General features: G+C 70.3%; 12 protein-coding genes and 1 pseudogene. 2 read left to right on the top strand and 11 right to left on the bottom strand.

Annotation, left to right across the window (positions count from 1 at the left end):
• Positions 1 to 2: 2 nt before the first annotated feature.
• The 5 genes and pseudogenes from DEW08_RS25220 to DEW08_RS25200 all read right to left on the bottom strand — a co-directional run bounded on the left by DEW08_RS25220 (position 3) and on the right by DEW08_RS25200 (position 4,972).
• Positions 3 to 971, bottom strand: a complete 969-nt coding sequence (locus DEW08_RS25220) for a PQQ-dependent catabolism-associated beta-propeller protein (protein ID WP_425429137.1) — start codon at positions 969 to 971, stop codon at positions 3 to 5.
• Positions 972 to 1,018: 47 nt separating this feature from the next.
• Positions 1,019 to 2,232, bottom strand: a pseudogene (locus DEW08_RS25215) (ABC transporter substrate-binding protein).
• Positions 2,229 to 3,062, bottom strand: coding sequence for an ABC transporter ATP-binding protein (locus tag DEW08_RS25210; RefSeq protein ID WP_245986986.1), 834 nt, complete (start codon positions 3,060 to 3,062; stop codon positions 2,229 to 2,231). The pseudogene DEW08_RS25215 and the gene DEW08_RS25210 overlap by 4 nt, the downstream one beginning before the upstream one ends.
• Positions 3,063 to 3,203: 141 nt before the next feature.
• Positions 3,204 to 3,956, bottom strand: a complete 753-nt coding sequence (locus DEW08_RS25205; protein ID WP_109332538.1) for an ABC transporter permease — start codon at positions 3,954 to 3,956, stop codon at positions 3,204 to 3,206.
• Positions 3,956 to 4,972 (bottom strand): ABC transporter substrate-binding protein, encoded by a 1,017-nt coding sequence (locus DEW08_RS25200; protein WP_109332537.1) that lies wholly within the window; start codon positions 4,970 to 4,972, stop codon positions 3,956 to 3,958. Before DEW08_RS25200 ends, DEW08_RS25205 begins: the two co-directional genes overlap by 1 nt.
• Before the next feature lie 228 nt (positions 4,973 to 5,200).
• Here DEW08_RS25200 and DEW08_RS25195 point away from each other — a divergent pair, with 228 nt between their 5' ends.
• Together DEW08_RS25195 and DEW08_RS25190 are read left to right on the top strand one after the other, a co-directional pair.
• Entirely contained in the window at positions 5,201 to 6,157 is a 957-nt protein-coding gene (locus DEW08_RS25195; protein ID WP_109332536.1) for a quinoprotein relay system zinc metallohydrolase 2, read from the top strand.
• A 17-nt stretch (positions 6,158 to 6,174) separates the two neighbouring features.
• A complete protein-coding gene (locus tag DEW08_RS25190; RefSeq protein WP_109332535.1) occupies positions 6,175 to 6,981 on the top strand; it encodes a quinoprotein dehydrogenase-associated SoxYZ-like carrier in 807 nt (268 codons plus the stop codon).
• Positions 6,982 to 6,984: 3 nt separating this feature from the next.
• Here the strand turns inward: DEW08_RS25190 and DEW08_RS25185 are convergent, their stop codons facing one another.
• The 6 genes from DEW08_RS25185 to DEW08_RS25160 all read right to left on the bottom strand — a co-directional run bounded on the left by DEW08_RS25185 (position 6,985) and on the right by DEW08_RS25160 (position 14,179).
• Positions 6,985 to 7,320, bottom strand: coding sequence for a hypothetical protein (locus tag DEW08_RS25185; protein ID WP_109332524.1), 336 nt, complete (start codon positions 7,318 to 7,320; stop codon positions 6,985 to 6,987).
• A 92-nt stretch (positions 7,321 to 7,412) separates the two neighbouring features.
• Entirely contained in the window at positions 7,413 to 8,132 is a 720-nt protein-coding gene (btsR, locus tag DEW08_RS25180; RefSeq protein WP_181449485.1) for a two-component system response regulator BtsR, read from the bottom strand.
• The gene (locus DEW08_RS25175; RefSeq protein WP_109332523.1) at positions 8,129 to 9,871 is read right to left on the bottom strand and encodes a sensor histidine kinase; all 1,743 of its coding nucleotides are present in this window, start codon (positions 9,869 to 9,871) and stop codon (positions 8,129 to 8,131) included. The genes btsR and DEW08_RS25175 overlap by 4 nt, the downstream gene beginning before the upstream one ends.
• 427 nt (positions 9,872 to 10,298) lie before the next feature.
• The gene (locus DEW08_RS25170) at positions 10,299 to 11,999 is read right to left on the bottom strand and encodes a cache domain-containing protein (protein ID WP_109332522.1); all 1,701 of its coding nucleotides are present in this window, start codon (positions 11,997 to 11,999) and stop codon (positions 10,299 to 10,301) included.
• 385 nt (positions 12,000 to 12,384) lie between these two features.
• Positions 12,385 to 13,680: a methyl-accepting chemotaxis protein gene (locus DEW08_RS33355; protein ID WP_146214764.1), complete on the bottom strand. Its 1,296-nt coding sequence runs from the start codon at positions 13,678 to 13,680 to the stop codon at positions 12,385 to 12,387.
• Positions 13,655 to 14,179 (bottom strand): PAS domain-containing protein, encoded by a 525-nt coding sequence (locus DEW08_RS25160; protein WP_109332520.1) that lies wholly within the window; start codon positions 14,177 to 14,179, stop codon positions 13,655 to 13,657. Before DEW08_RS25160 ends, DEW08_RS33355 begins: the two co-directional genes overlap by 26 nt.
• Positions 14,180 to 14,481 lie beyond the last annotated feature (302 nt).

The following is a 14,481-nucleotide window of genomic DNA, read 5'->3' as shown; positions in this document are numbered from 1 at the left end:
CGTCACGGCTTGACGATCACGCCCCACGGCGCGCCGCCGACCGCGACGGACTTGACGACGCGGCCCCGCTCCATGTCGAGAACGGAAACGTCGTTGCTGACGCCGTTGGTGGTGTAGAGCCGCTTCTCGTCCGGCGAGAGGGCCAGGTTCCAGACCCGCTGCCCGACCAGATGGTAGCGCTTGACCTCATAGGTCTCGGCATCGATCTCGGCCACGCGGTTGGCGGGGCCGAGGGCGACGAAGGCCCGCTTGCCGTCGCCGGTCATCTGGATGCCGACCGGCTGGATCGCCTCGCGCGGGACACCCTGGATGGCGAAGCTGATCTTGTGGACGACCTTGTGGACCGAGGGATCGATGATGCTGACCGTGCCGCCGACCTCGGCCGATACCCAGACATGGCGCCCGTCGGGTGTGAAGCGGGCGACGCGGGGGCGCGCATCCACCAGCACGTTGTCGACGATCCGGTGGCTCGACGTGTCGATGAAGTGGGCCATGTTGGTGGTTTCCGAGGTGTTGACCAGGATCCTGCCGTCCGGGCTGATCCCCATTCCCTCCGGCTCCACCCCCACCTGGATCTCGCCGACGATCTTCCGGGTCTCGGTGTCGACCACGGAGACCTTGTTGTCGTCCTCGTTCGCGACGTAGAGCAGACGTCCGGCCGGCTCCAGGACGAACAGCTCCGGGTCGGGGCCGGAGGGCAGCCGGTCCACCACCTTGCGGCTTGCCACGTCGATCACGTCGATCCGGTTGTCGTCGCCGACGCAGACGTAGATGCGCGTCATGTCCTTGTTGAAGGTGATGCCGCGCGGCCGCCGGCCGACCTTGATCGTGGCGACGGTCTGCAGCTTCTCCCCGTCGAGGACCGAGATGCTGTTGCTGCGTTCATTGGAGACGAAGACGGTCTCCGCCTCCACCGGCAGGGCCAGGCTCAGCCCGAGCAGCGCCAGGACGGCGCCCTTCATCATCGGCATGCGGTCTTTCCTCCCTGGCGCCGGCCCGGCCGCCGGCGGGTCTGGTCTCATCGGTTGCGGCAGCGGCTTTCCGGCCGGTCGTCGCCGAGCGTGTCGAGCTCCGAGAACTGATGCAGGAACCCCGGCTGGGGCGAGACCGAGATCAGCGTCCGCGGACCGGCCAGCAGGACCGGCTGCCGCAGTTGCCCGTCCCAGTCGCGAAAGCTGAGGCCCTGGCCCTTGAAGGCCGGCAGCGAGAAATCCGGCCCGCGGATGAAGGCGGCCAGCGCCGCCGGATCGGCGGACCGGGTGCGGGTCGCCGCCTCCCCCACCGCGCGGACGGCGATCCAGGCGGTATAGTCGCGCGGACGCATCCAGCGGTTCGCCTGCCGCTCGAACCGGCTGTGGAGCTGGGTCGCCCCCATTGCTCGTGGACGCGGGACCAGGAGGCCGGGACAAGCCCATGGGTGCCGGCGACCGGCCGCGGCAGCCAGGTCCGGTAGGCGAGATACTCGCCGAAGACGTCCGCCTCGTCGGCCACGATCAGCACGTCGTAGTCGCGCCCCTGGGTGAAGGGCGGGATCTCCGTCTGCAGGGTGACGTGGCCGGTATCGGTGCGGCGGTTGGCATCCTCGAAGGTCCAGCCCTTCTCCTCGACGATGCGGGCGCCGTAGCGCTTGGCGGCCCGGCGCATCGCCTCGGCGTAGCCGGCATCCTCGGGCGCGCGGCCGACGACCAGCATCCAGGTCGACCAGCGCCGCAGCGCCAGATACTGCGCCAGCGCATCCGCCAGCATCCGCCGGCTGGGCGCCACATGCAGGAGGTTGGCGCGGCACTGCTCGTTGCGCAGGGCGTCGTCGGGGGCGCGGGTGTTGAAGACCAGCATGTCCGTCGCCTCCGGCACCGCGGCGGCGGCGAGCAGCGCATCGGCCCGCAGGTCGGCGACGAGCAGGCGGATGCCCTGGCCGGACAGGTCGCGCACCGCCTGCTCCACGCTGCCGTCCATCGGCACGGTGACCTCGACCAGTTCGAAGCGCTGGTTGGTGAAGCGGCCGGTCGTGTCGTTGTCGGCGATGCCGAGGCGGGCGCCCTGCACCCCCTCGTCCTCCACCACCGGCTCCAGGAAGGTCAGGGGGATGTGCGGCTCCTCCTCCCGGGTCAGGTAGCCGATGCGGACCACCTGCGGATCCTGCGCGACGGCTTGCGCGACGGCGGGACCGGCGGCGGGACCGGCAGCCGGCAGGGCCAGCACGAGTAGAAGCCGGCGGAGGAGCGCCGTCATGTCCCCCCCTCCAGCGTCGCCGCATGGTCGCGCCGCAGCGCCGACCACAGGGCCTCCACCCGGGCCTCGTCCGCCCGCTCGGCGGCGGTGAGGGGGATCGGCAGGTCCAGCAGCAGCCGGGTCGGCGGGCGCGAGAGGAACAGGATGCGGTCGGCGAGCGTGATCGCCTCGCGCAGGTCGTGGGTGACGAACAGGACCGTGGTCGGATGGGCCTGCAGGATGCGGGTCAGCAGCTGCCGCAGGTGGCGGGCGGTCGGCTCGTCGAGCGAGACGAAGGGTTCGTCCATCAGCAGCAGGTCCGGCTCCACCGCGAAGGCGCGGGCGAGCGCGACGCGGCGGCTCATCCCGCCGGACAGCCGGGACGGGTAGACGCCGCCCTGCCCGTCCAGCCCGACCTCGCGCAGCCAGCGGGCGACGCGCTCCTCGCGGTCCGGGACACCGTGCAGGACGAGCGACAGGTTCTCCGCCACCGTCCGCCAGGGAAGCAGGCGCGGGGTCTGGAAGACATAGCCCAGCACCGGCTCGCGCCCCGCAGCCCCCGGCAGGCGGACGCTGCCCTGATAGGCGCGGTCCAGACCGGCGACGATGTTCAGGAGCGTGGTCTTGCCGCAGCCGGACGGCCCGACGATGGCGTGGACGCCGCCGGCCGGCAGCGTCAGGCGGAAATTCTCGAACACCGCATGGCCGGCGGCACCGTCGCGGTCACGGGCCGGGTAGCGCTTCGACCGGATGTCGAGCGACAGCACCTCCGCCCCCGCCGCCGGGCATCGGCCGGCTCGCGTCCTGTCCAGCTCGTCCAGGGGCAGGTCCATGGCAGGTCCGGTCGTCACGCGGTCTTCCTCCGGCTGGCGCCGGTGGCCCGGCGTCGCCACCCCTGGTGGCGCCCACCAGAGTGGCATTTGTTTGCCCCGCGAACCATCTTCCCGAAAGGATACCCCTTTCCGGCTGAGCCTCGGCCGGGAGAAGCCCGCTCAGCGCCGCCAGCGCGCGAGGCGGCGGTCGAGCGGCTGGAGGACCGCCGCTTCGATCGCCATCACCAGCGCGATGAAGACGAAGGTGTAGGCCAGGATGGCGGTGACGTCGAAGAGCTGGAAATAGAGGTTGATCTGGAAGCCGACGCCGTTGCTCCGCCCCAGCAGCTCCACCACCAGCACGATCTTCCAGATCAGCGCCAGCCCCGACCGCGCCGCGGCCAGGAAGTAGGGGGCGAGCTGCGGCAGGACGACATGGCGGGCCGTGCGCAGCGGTCCCAGCCGGTAGACCTGGGCCACGTCGAGGAAATCCCGGTCGAGGGCGCGCGCCCCTTCGCGCAGGATGACCGCCACGTTGGGGATCTTGTTGATGGAGACCGCCAGCACGGCCGCCGCCTCCCCCATGCCGAACCAGACGTAGCAGAGGATGATGACGACCAGCGCCGGCAGGTTCAGGAACAGCACCAGCCAGCCGTCGAACAGCCGGTCCAGCAGGGCCAACCGGCCGAGCGCGATGCCGATGGCGGCCCCGATCAGCATGGAGACGGCGAAGCTCGCCGCCACCCGGCCCAGCGTCATGGCGAGGTGGAAGGGCAGCTCGCCGCTCGCCACCCCGCGCAGCACGGCCTCCAGCACCTCCGGCGGGGCGGGCAGCAGGCGGCTTGCCGCGGCGCTCGCCGCAACCTGCCAGACCGCCAGCAGGAGCAGCAGGGACAGCCCGCGCTGCGCCGACTTCACCAGGATCGCCGGCATCACGGCGATGGCGCCGCCGCAGCGGGGACCGCCGGAATGGACAGGCCGGGCCAGAAGGTGCCCTCCGCCAGCCGCCCTTCCCGCCCGACGAGGTCGGGACCGCCGAGCCCGGCTATGAGGGCGAACAGGCTGGCCGCGGCGGCCTTCTCGCCCTCCCCCCAACGGGTGGGGATGCCGGCGCGGTAGCCCTGGCGCAGCGCCGTGAAGGTCGCCTCGTCCTCCGCCCGGACCAGCGGGCGCAGCGCCTCCCACTCCGCATCGGAGGTCCGCAGGATCTCCTTGGCCTTCAGGCCCGCCGCGAAGAAGGCGGCGACGGCGTCGGCATGACCGCGGCCCCAGTCCTCGCGGAAGACATAGCCGAGCGCCGGCGTCTCCCCCGGCACGCCGAGACGGGCCGCCACATCCTGGATGTCGAGCAGGCGGCGATGCCCCTGCGCGTCGAGACGGGCGGCGAACTGCCAGTAGGTCAGCACGGCGTCGAGCTGGCCCGCCGTCATCTGCTGGTTCAGCAGAGGGGGGGCCGCGAAGACCGGCTGGGCCTCCCGGGCCGGATCGAAGCCGAACTCCCGGATCGCCAGCGCCCGCAGCAGAAGCCAGTTCTTGTCGAGCGGCCCGCCGGCGACGCCGATCCGCCGGCCGCGCAGGTCGGCGAGCGAGGCGAGCGGCGACTCCCGCCCGACCATCACCGACCCGACCGACGCCGAGAAGGGGATGAAGCTGAGCAGGGCGCCGTCGCTGCGCTGGCGGCTGGTCCAGATCCAGTCGCTGACGATCATGTCCACGCTGCCGCCCATCAGGGCGATCTTGCCAGCCTCGGTGTTGGCGAGGTCGACCAGCTTCAGCTCCAGCCCCGCCGCCTTGTCGAGCCCGTGGCGCCGGATGGTGTCGATCTCCCAGCTCACCGTGCCGAACTTGGCGAGGCCAAGCGTGACCGTCCTTCCCTCGGCCGCCCGGCCGGCTGCCGGCCAGACGATGGCCAGCGCCAGGACGGCAGCCCACATCCACCTTCGAACCATCGGCGTCCTTCCCGTGCAGCAGAGCCCGTCGAGGGGCTTTCGTCTTTGTTTTCATCAGCCTGGCGGAAGGGCCGGACGCCGGTGCGCCGCTCTTCCGGCATACCCCCACCGCCCGCCCCGTGCAGGAGCCGGCGGCCGGGCGGTTTGTGCGGAAAAACCGGGGATGCTGCGTCGCAGAAATACTTCCGACGCGTTGCGCCCGATTTCTTCCCGAAGATATCATCGACGATGCCGTGGAAGAATCGAATTGTACTATCGATCAAGACCTGCGGCCTCCTCTGGTCCGCCGCGCTGACGGCCGGTGCGGGGCTGCCGGCAGCGGCGTTCGCCGCCGCGCTCGCGGTGGAGGAGGTGGCGCCCGGCGTCTTCGTCCATGCCGGCCTGCATGAGGAGGCGGACGGCGGCAACCAGGGCGACATCGCCAACTGCGGCTTCATCGTCGGGGCGGAGGCGGTGGCGGTGATCGACAGCGGCGGCGGCCCGGCGGTCGGGGAGCGGCTGCGCGAGGCGATCCGCCGGCACACCGACCGGCCGATCCGCTACGTCATCACCACCCACATGCATCCGGACCATCTGTTCGGCAACGCCGCCTTCCTGACGGACGAGCCGGTCTTCCTGGCTCACCGCAACCTCGAGGCGGCGCTGATGGCGCGCGCCGACCATTATGGTCGCCGCTTCGCGGAGGCGACGGGGACGGCGGTGGAGGTCGTGCCGCCGACGCAGGCCGTGGCCGGCCGGATGGAGATCGACCTGGGCGGCCGCGTCCTGGAGCTGGTGGCGCACCCGCCGGCCCACACCGACAACGACCTGACGGTGTTCGATCGGCGGACGGCAACGCTGTGGGCCGGCGACCTCATCTTCATGGAGCGGGCCCCGGCCATCGACGGCAGCGTGCTCGGCTGGCTGAAGGTGCTGAGGACGCTGACGGCGGTGCCGGCGGCGCGGGTGGTGCCGGGCCACGGCCCGGCCGCCGCGCCCTGGCCGGAGGCGGCGTCGGATCTGCAGGGCTATCTCGGCCGGCTGGTCGCCGGGATCCGCGAGGTGCAGAAGGCCGGCGGCACGATCCGGCAGGCGATCGACCGGGTCGGCACCGAGGAGCGGCCGAAGTGGCGGCTGTTCGACGACTACCACCCCCGCAACGTGACGGCGGCGTTCGCCGAACTGGAATGGGCCGAACCGGAGTAGAGCGGAAGGAGACGGACATGGCGAAGCGGTCTGGCGTCGGGGTGGCCCTGCTGCTCCTTCTCTGCGGCGGCGCTGCCGGAGCGGCGGCGGCGAGCCCGGAGGAGGAGCGGTGGGAGCTGCTGCACGACATGTATTATTCCGGCCGGACGGTCGAGGAGGCCGGGCCGGTGCTGACCATCGAGGCGCCGAAGCGGGCGGGCGACGCGGCGCTGGTGCCGGTCCGCGTCGCCAGCAGCCCGGAGGGCGGCGTGCAGGTGACGGCGCTGCACCTGATCATCGACAACAACCCGATCCCGCGCGCCGCCGTCTTCCGCTTCCCGGACAGCGGGCCGCACGCCATCGAGACGCGGGTGCGGGTCGATGCCTACACCAACGTCACGGCCATCGCGGAGACGGCGGACGGACGGCTGCTGAAGACGACCCGCTTCGTCAAGGCGGCCGGCGGCTGCTCGGCACCGGCCCTGAAGAACGCCGAGGCGGCGCTCGGCCGGCTCGGCCGGATGAAGCTGAACCTGCCCGAGGCCATGACCGCCGGCCAGCCGGTGACGGCGCAGCTCCTGATCAGCCATCCCAACTACACCGGGATGCAGTTCGATCAGGTGAACCGCTACGTCATCCCCGCCCACTACGTGAAGTCGATCGCCATCCGCTACAACGGAGCGCCGGTGCTGGAGGTGGAGTCCGACATCTCGCTGAGCGAAGACCCCAGCATCCACTTCACCCTGGTGCCGGAGAAGAGCGGCACGCTGGAGGTGACGGCGGAGGACACCAAGGGCGCGGTCTTCCGGCAGAGCTGGCCGGTCCACGCCGCATCCGGGTCCTGAGCGTCAGAAGCACTTGAGGTCGGCGGCGACCTGGATCTGCCGGAACTCCTCCTGCAGGTCCTTGAGCCAGGCCGCGCCGCGCATGACGGAGGCGCGCTCCCCCGGCATGTCCTGCATCACGCGCGCCGTCTCCACCGCCACATACTTGTCGTAGGGCAGGTGGCCGGCGATCTCGTCGATGCTGCAGGCGCATTTGCGCATCATCTCCTGGGTCTGGCCGTTGGCGGCCATGCAGCCCAGCACATAGTCGACGCGCGCGGTGGTCGGGTAGCCGTCCTCGGCCCGGGCCGGACCGATGCCGGCCAGCAGAGCCGCGATGAAGACCGCTGATCTCGTCATGTCGTCCGTCCGAACAGTTTGCCGGAGGCTTCGCGACCATCCTGCGGCAGGCGGCCGGACCGGCTCAAGCACCCTTTCGGAGCGGGGGTGGCCTATCCGATGCCCAGCCGTTCCTTCAGCGGCCCGAGGAAACGGCGGCTGACCGGGATGGTCTGGCCGGCCACCGTCAGGATCTCCGCCAGCCCGTTGTCGATCAGCCGGATCTCGCGGATGCGGTCCGGATTGACGAGGTACTGGCGGTGGCAGCGGAAGAGCGGGGTCTTTTCCTGCAGCGTGTGCAGGGTCAGCTCGGTGAAGCGCTCCTCCCCGTCGGGACCGACGACGAAGACCCCGCTGGCCCTGGAGACGACGTATTCCACCTCCTCCAGCTTCAGCAACGAGATGCGGTTGTGGCCGGAACAGGGGATCTGGCGCAGCGGCCCCGCCTGCTTCAGCACGCCCAGATCCTGGGGCGCCCGCTCGCGCCGCAGCCGCTGCAGGGTCTTGGCCAGCCGCGCCGGATCCACCGGCTTCAGCAGATAGTCGAAGGCGTGTTCCTCGAAGGCCTGGACGGCATATTCGTCATGCGCGGTCAGGAAGACGATGCGCGGCATGCGGTCGGGGTCGAGCATGCCCAGCATCTCCAGCCCGCTGACCCGCGGCATCTGGATGTCGAGAAACACCACGTCGGGCGACTGGCGGTTGATGGCGCCGATCGCCTCGATGGCATTGCCGCATTCGCCCATGACGTGGAGGTCGGTGGACTCGGCCAGCAGGCGGCGCAGCTCGTCCCGCGCCAGGGGTTCGTCGTCGACGATCAGGACATTCATCATTCGGCAGCCTCCGTCACGGCGGCAGCCTCCGGCTTGGACGGTTCGGCGGGGGCGGGGATGGTGAGCGGCACGCGCAGCGTCACGCGGGTCGAGCGGTCGGGCACGCAGGCGACGTCGACCCCGTAGCGCTCGCCGTAGCGGTTCCGCACCCGGCGGTCCACGATGGTCATGCCGAGCCCGTCGCCGCCCGGACGCTCTTCATAAAGGCCGGCATTGTCCTCGACCGACAGCAGGAGGTCGCCCCCGGCGCGCCTGGCCAGGATGCGCAGGTGGCCGTGGTCGATGAGCTGCGAGGTGCCGTGCTTGATGGCGTTCTCCACCAGCGGCTGGAGGGAGAAGGCCGGCAGCCGCGCCTGCCGCAGCTCGTCCGGCACGTCGATGTCGACGGTCAGGCGGCCGGTGAAGCGGGCGAGCTCGATCTGCAGATAGGCGTTCACATGCTCGATCTCGTCACCGAGCGAGGAGTCCTCGCTCGGCCGTTTCAGGTTCTTGCGGAAGAAGGTCGAGAGGCTCTGGACGAGCTGGCGGGCGCGCTCCGGGTCGATGCGGATCACCGCGGAGATGGTGTTCAGCGCGTTGAACAGGAAGTGCGGGTTGACCTGGGCGTGCAGCAGCTTGATCTCCGACTGCGCCAGCAGCGCCTTCTGGCGTTCGTAGCGGCCGGCGAGGATCTGGCTGGACAGCAGGCGGGCGATGCCTTCGCCGAGCGTGCGGTTGATGGTCGAGAAGATCTTGGTCTTGGGCTCGTAGAGCTTGATGGCACCGATCACCCGGTCGTCCTCGCCGACCAGCGGGATGACGAGCGAGGCGCCGAGCCGGCAGTGCGGGCTGATCGAGCACTGGTAGGCCACCTCGTTGCCGTCGGCATAGATGACCTGGTTGTTGGCGATGGCCTGCTGCGTCTGGCGCGAGGTGATCGGGGTGCCCGGCAGATGATGGTCGTCGCCGACGCCGATGAAGGCCAGCAGCTTCTCCCGGTCGGTGATGGCGACCGCGCCGACGCCCGTCTCCTCGTAGATGATGCGGGCGACCTTCATGCTGTTTTCCTGGTTGAAGCCCTGGCGCAGCACGCCGTCCGCCCGGGCGGCGATCTTCAGCGCCTTGGCCGAGAAGGCGCTCGACTGCTTCTCGATCAGCGCCCGGCGGTCGAGCAGGATCAGCATGAACAGCGCCGCGCCGATGGAGTTGGCGGTCATCATCGGCAGCGACACCACCTCCACCAGATGGACCGCCGCCGGGAAGGGCCGGGCGACCAGCAGGATGATCAGCATCTGGATCACCTCGGCGGCCAGCGTCACGACGCCGACCCGCACCGGATCGAACAGGGCGTCGATGCGGCGGCGGCGCATGAAGTGCCGGTGGACCAGCCCGCCGATCAGCCCCTCCACCACCGTGGAGATGGCGCAGGCGACCGCCGACATGCCGCCGAGCGAGTAGCGGTGCAGCCCGCCGGTCAGCCCGACCGACACGCCGACCGACGGCCCGCCGAGGATGCCGCCGAGCACCGCCCCGATGGCGCGGGTGTTGGCGATGGAATCGTCGATCTGCAGCCCGAAGTAGGTGCCCATGATGCAGAACATCGAGAAGATCAGGTAGCAGGCCAGCTTGTGGGGCCAGCGCACCGTGACGTGCATCAGCGGCAGGAACAGCGGCGTCCGGCTGAGCAGATAGGCGATCACCAGATAGACGCACATCTGCTGCAGCAGGGAGAGGATCAGGCTGACGGGTACTGCGGACATGGAAAAGCCCCCCGCGGGCACCGGGTCGCGAGCCCCTGCCCGGCGGTGCTGACGAAGATGTGTAGAGGCTAAGCTGTTCCGCGGTCCGGGGAATTGATCCCCATCAATTCCGCCGGCGATCGCACCCGCCGCCCTGCCCCCCGCAGACGCCCCGTCCTGCAGGCGGCCCCCGGTGCGTCACTGTGACGATTGGGCAGCGCGTTTCCGGCGCACAATCGGTCGACAGGGTGTTTTCCCTTTCCGGACAAAGGCTTGCACCTGAGTGACGGAAAAGCCGTTGTGCATGGGTTGCACAAGGCGCCGGCGCCGGACGCAGTCCGGGTGCCGGCGGCCGCAATTCTAGCGGAGGCCGCCGGCAGCGGCAACGAAGGGCTGCAACGGGGACCGCGGGCGGCGGCGGGGGGACTATTTCCCTTTCCGCGGCCGGTCAGGAGGCGCGGACCCTGGCGATGAAGGTGGCGACCTCGCTGCGCAGATGCTCGGCCTCGCGCGACAGGCTGGAGGCGGCGCCGAGCACCTGGCTGGCCGCGGCCCCGGTCTCCGACGCCGCCTGGTTGACGCCGGTGATGTTGGTCGAGACCTCGGTCGTGCCGGTCGCCGCCTGCTGGACGTTGGCGGCGATGTCGGCGGTCGCGGCGTTCTGCTGCTCCACCGCCGAGGCGATGGTGGTGGCGATCTCGTTCACCTGCCCGATGGTGCGGCCGATGCTCTCGATCGCCTGCTGGGCGCCGGTGGTGGCCGCCTGGATCTCCTGCACCTTGGCCTGGATCTCCTCGGTGGCGCGGCCGGTCTGGGCGGCGAGGCTCTTGACCTCGCTCGCCACGACGGCGAAGCCCTTGCCCGCTTCGCCGGCCCGCGCCGCCTCGATGGTGGCGTTCAGCGCCAGCAGGTTGGTCTGGCTGGCGATGTCGTTGATGAGCTGCACCACCTCCCCGATCTGCTGGGCGGCCTCCACCAGCCCGTCGATGGTCGTGGTGGTGCGCATCGCCTCCTCCACCGCCTGGGCGGAGATCCGGGTCGAGGTGGTGACCTGGCGGCTGATCTCGCCGATGGAGCTGGTCAGCTCCTCGGTGGCGGCGGCGACGGTCTGGACGTTGCCGGACGCCTGTTCCGACGCGGCGGTGACGGCGCGGGCCTGCTGGCTGGTCTGCTCGGCCGTGGCGGACATGGTGCTGGCGGCCTGCTGCATCTCCGTCGCGGCGGAGGCGACCATCTCCACCACGCCCTTGATGCTGGCCTCGAACTGGTCGGCGAGCGCCACCACGGCGGCGCGGCGGTCCTGTTCCGCCCGCTCCTGGGCGGCGGCATGCTCGGCCTCCAGCCGGCGCATCTCCTGCGAGTTGGTCTTGAACACCGCGACCGCGCGGGCCATGCGGCCGATCTCGTCGCGGCGGGCGGTGCCGGGGATGTCCACGGCGAGGTCGCCGGTGGCCAGCGCCTCCATCTGCGTCTCCAGCTCCGCCAGGGGGCGGGTGAAGCTGCGCGCGGTGGCCCAGGCGACCAGCAGAGAGACCAGCAGGATACCGCCGATGACGAGCCCGAGGCTGGTCAGCTCCTGCCGGAAGCGCGCGTCGATGTCGTCGACATAGACGCCGGTGCCGATGATGAAGCCCCAGGGCTCGAAGCCGCGGACGTAGCTGATCTTGGGCAGGGGCGCGGTCTGGCCGGGGCGGGGGAAGGCGTAGTCGACGCGCCCTTCCCCGGCGCTCTGGACCAGCCTGATGAACTCCTTGACGATGTAGACGCCGTTGGGGTCGCGGGTGCCGCTGCGGTCGGTGCCGTCCTGCGCGGGGTCGGCGGCCACGACGGCGTAGCCGCGCATGTCGTAGACGAAGACATATTCCTTGCCCCCGTCATAGCGCATGGCCCGCACCCGGTCGCGGAAGCGCGCGATCGCCTCCTCCTTCGGCAGCTTGCCCGACCGCACGTCGCGCTCGAAGGAGTTGGCCATGTCGTGGGCCACCTCGACGATGGCGCGGATCTTGTCGACGCGGTCGCTGAACATCAGATCGCGCAGGCTGTGGAGCCCGATCCCGCCGACCACCGCCAGCGCCAGCGCCATGAAGCCGACGATCGCCACCAGCTTGGCCGCGATGCCGCGCGGCCAGGAAAACAGCGTCCTTCCCATAGCATTCCCCCCTTGCCGGTTCCCCGGACAGCCTGTTGCCCGCCCAAGCCATCCAGGCCTCATTAAGACCGGTGAAAAATATTAGAGATAAAACCGTTTCCGCAAGCTGTTTGTACAGTGTCGAAACTGACACCGGCAAGGTAAACGGTGCGTTAATATTTGTATACGTATGCCTGTTGCCGTCCAATCCATCCTCTGCTTTTGCGAGCAACCATCAGCGACGGGACGGGGCGGGCCGCTCTTGGTGGGTGAAACCACGCAGGAGGCCCCGCGAAGGCCTCCGCGGCGGGGCGAAAGCCAGCAAAACCGCGGTCGCGGCGGCGGCACGTCGTGGTTTCACACACCTTGGCCCGGTCGGCCTGCGGCGACTGGCAACGACGGCGCGTCAGGCGGCCCGCGCCCTGGCGAGGAAGCTGGCGACGCTCTCGCGCAGGCGGGCGGCCTGTTCCGACAGGCCGGAGGCGCCGGCCAGCACCTGGGTGGCGGCGGTGCCGGTCTGCGTCGCCGCGTCCCTCATGCGCGACACGCTGTGGGCGATCTCCCGCGTGCCGACGGCCGCCTGCTGGACGTTGCGCGTGATCTCCTGGGTCGCGGCCCCCTGCTGCTCGATCGCCGCGGCGACCGACTGGGCGATGTCGCTCATCTCCGAGATGATGCCGTCGATGGTGCGGATGGCATCCACGGTCAGGTCGGTGGCGCCGGTGATGGCGCCGAGCTTGGCGCTGACCTCCTCGGTCGCGGCGGCGGTCTGGCGCGCGAGGCTCTTGACCTCCTGCGCGACGACGGCGAAGCCCTTGCCCGCCTCCCCGGCGCGGGCGGCCTCGATGGTCGCGTTCAGCGCCAGCAGGTTGGTCTGGGTGGCGATGGAGTTGATGAGCTGGATGACGTCGCCGACCTGCCGGGTCACCTCGCTGAGGTCGCGGACGACGACGCCGGTCTGGCGCGCCCGCTCCACCGCGTCGCGCGAGATGCGCGAGGACAGGGTGACCTGCCGCTCGATCTCCTGGACCGAGGCGGCCAGCTCCTCCGTCGCGGCGGCGACGGTCTGGACGTTGGTCGAGGTCTGCTCGGTGGCCGCCGCGATCATCGCCGCCTGGCTGGAGGTGTCGGCGGCGATGCGGGTCATCCGCTCGGCATCCTCGCGCATGCCGGACGAGGAGTCCGTCACGCTGGTGACGACGGAGGCGACGCTGGCCTCCAGCCGGTCGGCATAGCCGCTCAGGTCGCCGGCCTGCCGCTCCATCAGGTCGGCGGCGCGGTTGATGTCCGTCGCCGTGCTGCGGAAGGCGCCGGGAAGGCCGCGCAGCAGGACCTTGCGGTGGAAGCGGCCCCGGCTGACCGCCTGCATCGAGCCGCTCGCCTCGCGCACGAAGGCGTCGGTGATGTCGAGCAGCGCGTTGATGCTGCGCTGGAGCGTGCCGAGGGTCCCGGCCTCCGCCACGCCGGGGATGCGGGCTTCCAGGTCGCCGCGGGCGGCGGCGGCGCAGACCTCCGCGGCGGTCCGCAGCCTGGAGTCCGTCCGGCCGGCGAGCAGGACCGCCGGGGCCAGCAGGGCCAGGGCGGCGATGGACGGCGGCAGGTGCGGTACGGCCGGGAACAGCCCCGTCGCGTCGAGCGCCAGCAGCGCTGCGGCGGCGGCCAGCAGGAGCCGGACCTTAGAGAGAGAAGACAAACTGCTCATAATCCATCCCCGTGTCGCGCAGCATGGCCATCATCGAACCATAGGCGGTGTTCATCCCGTCCTTGCGGCCGGGGCTCGCGTCCTCCTGCTGCCGCAGGCTGCGGTAGAGGGGGGCGATGCGGGCGACCTGCGCGGCCGCCGGCTTGCGCCGGTTGGAGTGGTAGCCGATCACCTGCCCGCGCCCGTCGCGGCTGGGGGTGACATGGGCGAAGACCCAGTAATGGTCGCCGTTCGACGCCATGTTCAGCACATAGGCGAAGATCTCGCCGCCCGCCTGGATGGTGTCCCACATCAGTTTGAAGACGCAGCGCGGCATGTCCGGATGGCGGATCAGGTTGTGCGGCGCGCCGATGACCTCCCTGGCGTCGAAGCGGGAGACGCGCAGGAAGACGTCGTTGGCGTAGGTGATGCGGCCCTTCAGGTCGGTCTTGCTGACGATGATCTCTTCCTCGCCGAAGGGACTTTCCACCCCGGTCGGGCGGATGGCGGTTCTGGTCATGGGGGTCCCGTCTGGTTCTTTTCCTCTTGCCCGGCCTCATCCCCGTGGGGCGCCCTCGGGCGGGCCGGTTCATCGCTATCCGGTCATTGCTGAGCGCCGGAAATTTCGGCGCACTCTAGCGAAGCGCGCCGTCATGTAAATGACGGATTATCGTCATATTGTTTCGTATGACCCGGCACCAAATGGCTGGAAGACCGGATCGGAGGATAGGACTGCCGGCATGCTTCGGTCTGGACGTCCCTGTTTGCCGGATATTTTATCTGTTCAGAGTGTATTCCATTCCGGCGCCCTGCCGTCCTCCG

Source organism: Azospirillum thermophilum, assembly GCF_003130795.1.
In the GTDB taxonomy this organism is placed as follows: Bacteria; Pseudomonadota; Alphaproteobacteria; order Azospirillales; family Azospirillaceae; genus Azospirillum; species Azospirillum thermophilum.
Note: the sequence above shows the minus strand (reverse complement) of the source record. Positions and strands in the feature narration are given on the sequence as shown.

Bases quoted from the DNA above. Each gene is read 5' to 3' on its own strand.
- DEW08_RS25200 (WP_109332537.1), bottom strand. From the start codon at position 4,972: ATGGTTCGAAGGTGGATGTGGGCTGCCGTCCTGGCGCTGGCCATCGTC.
- DEW08_RS25190 (WP_109332535.1), top strand. From the start codon at position 6,175: ATGGCGAAGCGGTCTGGCGTCGGGGTGGCCCTGCTGCTCCTTCTCTGC.
- DEW08_RS25175 (WP_109332523.1), bottom strand. From the start codon at position 9,871: ATGTCCGCAGTACCCGTCAGCCTGATCCTCTCCCTGCTGCAGCAGATG.
- DEW08_RS25160 (WP_109332520.1), bottom strand. From the start codon at position 14,179: ATGACCAGAACCGCCATCCGCCCGACCGGGGTGGAAAGTCCCTTCGGC.
- DEW08_RS25220 (WP_425429137.1), bottom strand. From the start codon at position 971: ATGCCGATGATGAAGGGCGCCGTCCTGGCGCTGCTCGGGCTGAGCCTG.
- DEW08_RS25205 (WP_109332538.1), bottom strand. From the start codon at position 3,956: ATGCCGGCGATCCTGGTGAAGTCGGCGCAGCGCGGGCTGTCCCTGCTG.
- DEW08_RS25170 (WP_109332522.1), bottom strand. From the start codon at position 11,999: ATGGGAAGGACGCTGTTTTCCTGGCCGCGCGGCATCGCGGCCAAGCTG.
- DEW08_RS33355 (WP_146214764.1), bottom strand. From the start codon at position 13,680: ATGAGCAGTTTGTCTTCTCTCTCTAAGGTCCGGCTCCTGCTGGCCGCC.
- DEW08_RS25185 (WP_109332524.1), bottom strand. From the start codon at position 7,320: ATGACGAGATCAGCGGTCTTCATCGCGGCTCTGCTGGCCGGCATCGGT.
- btsR (WP_181449485.1), bottom strand. From the start codon at position 8,132: ATGATGAATGTCCTGATCGTCGACGACGAACCCCTGGCGCGGGACGAG.
- DEW08_RS25195 (WP_109332536.1), top strand. From the start codon at position 5,201: ATGCCGTGGAAGAATCGAATTGTACTATCGATCAAGACCTGCGGCCTC.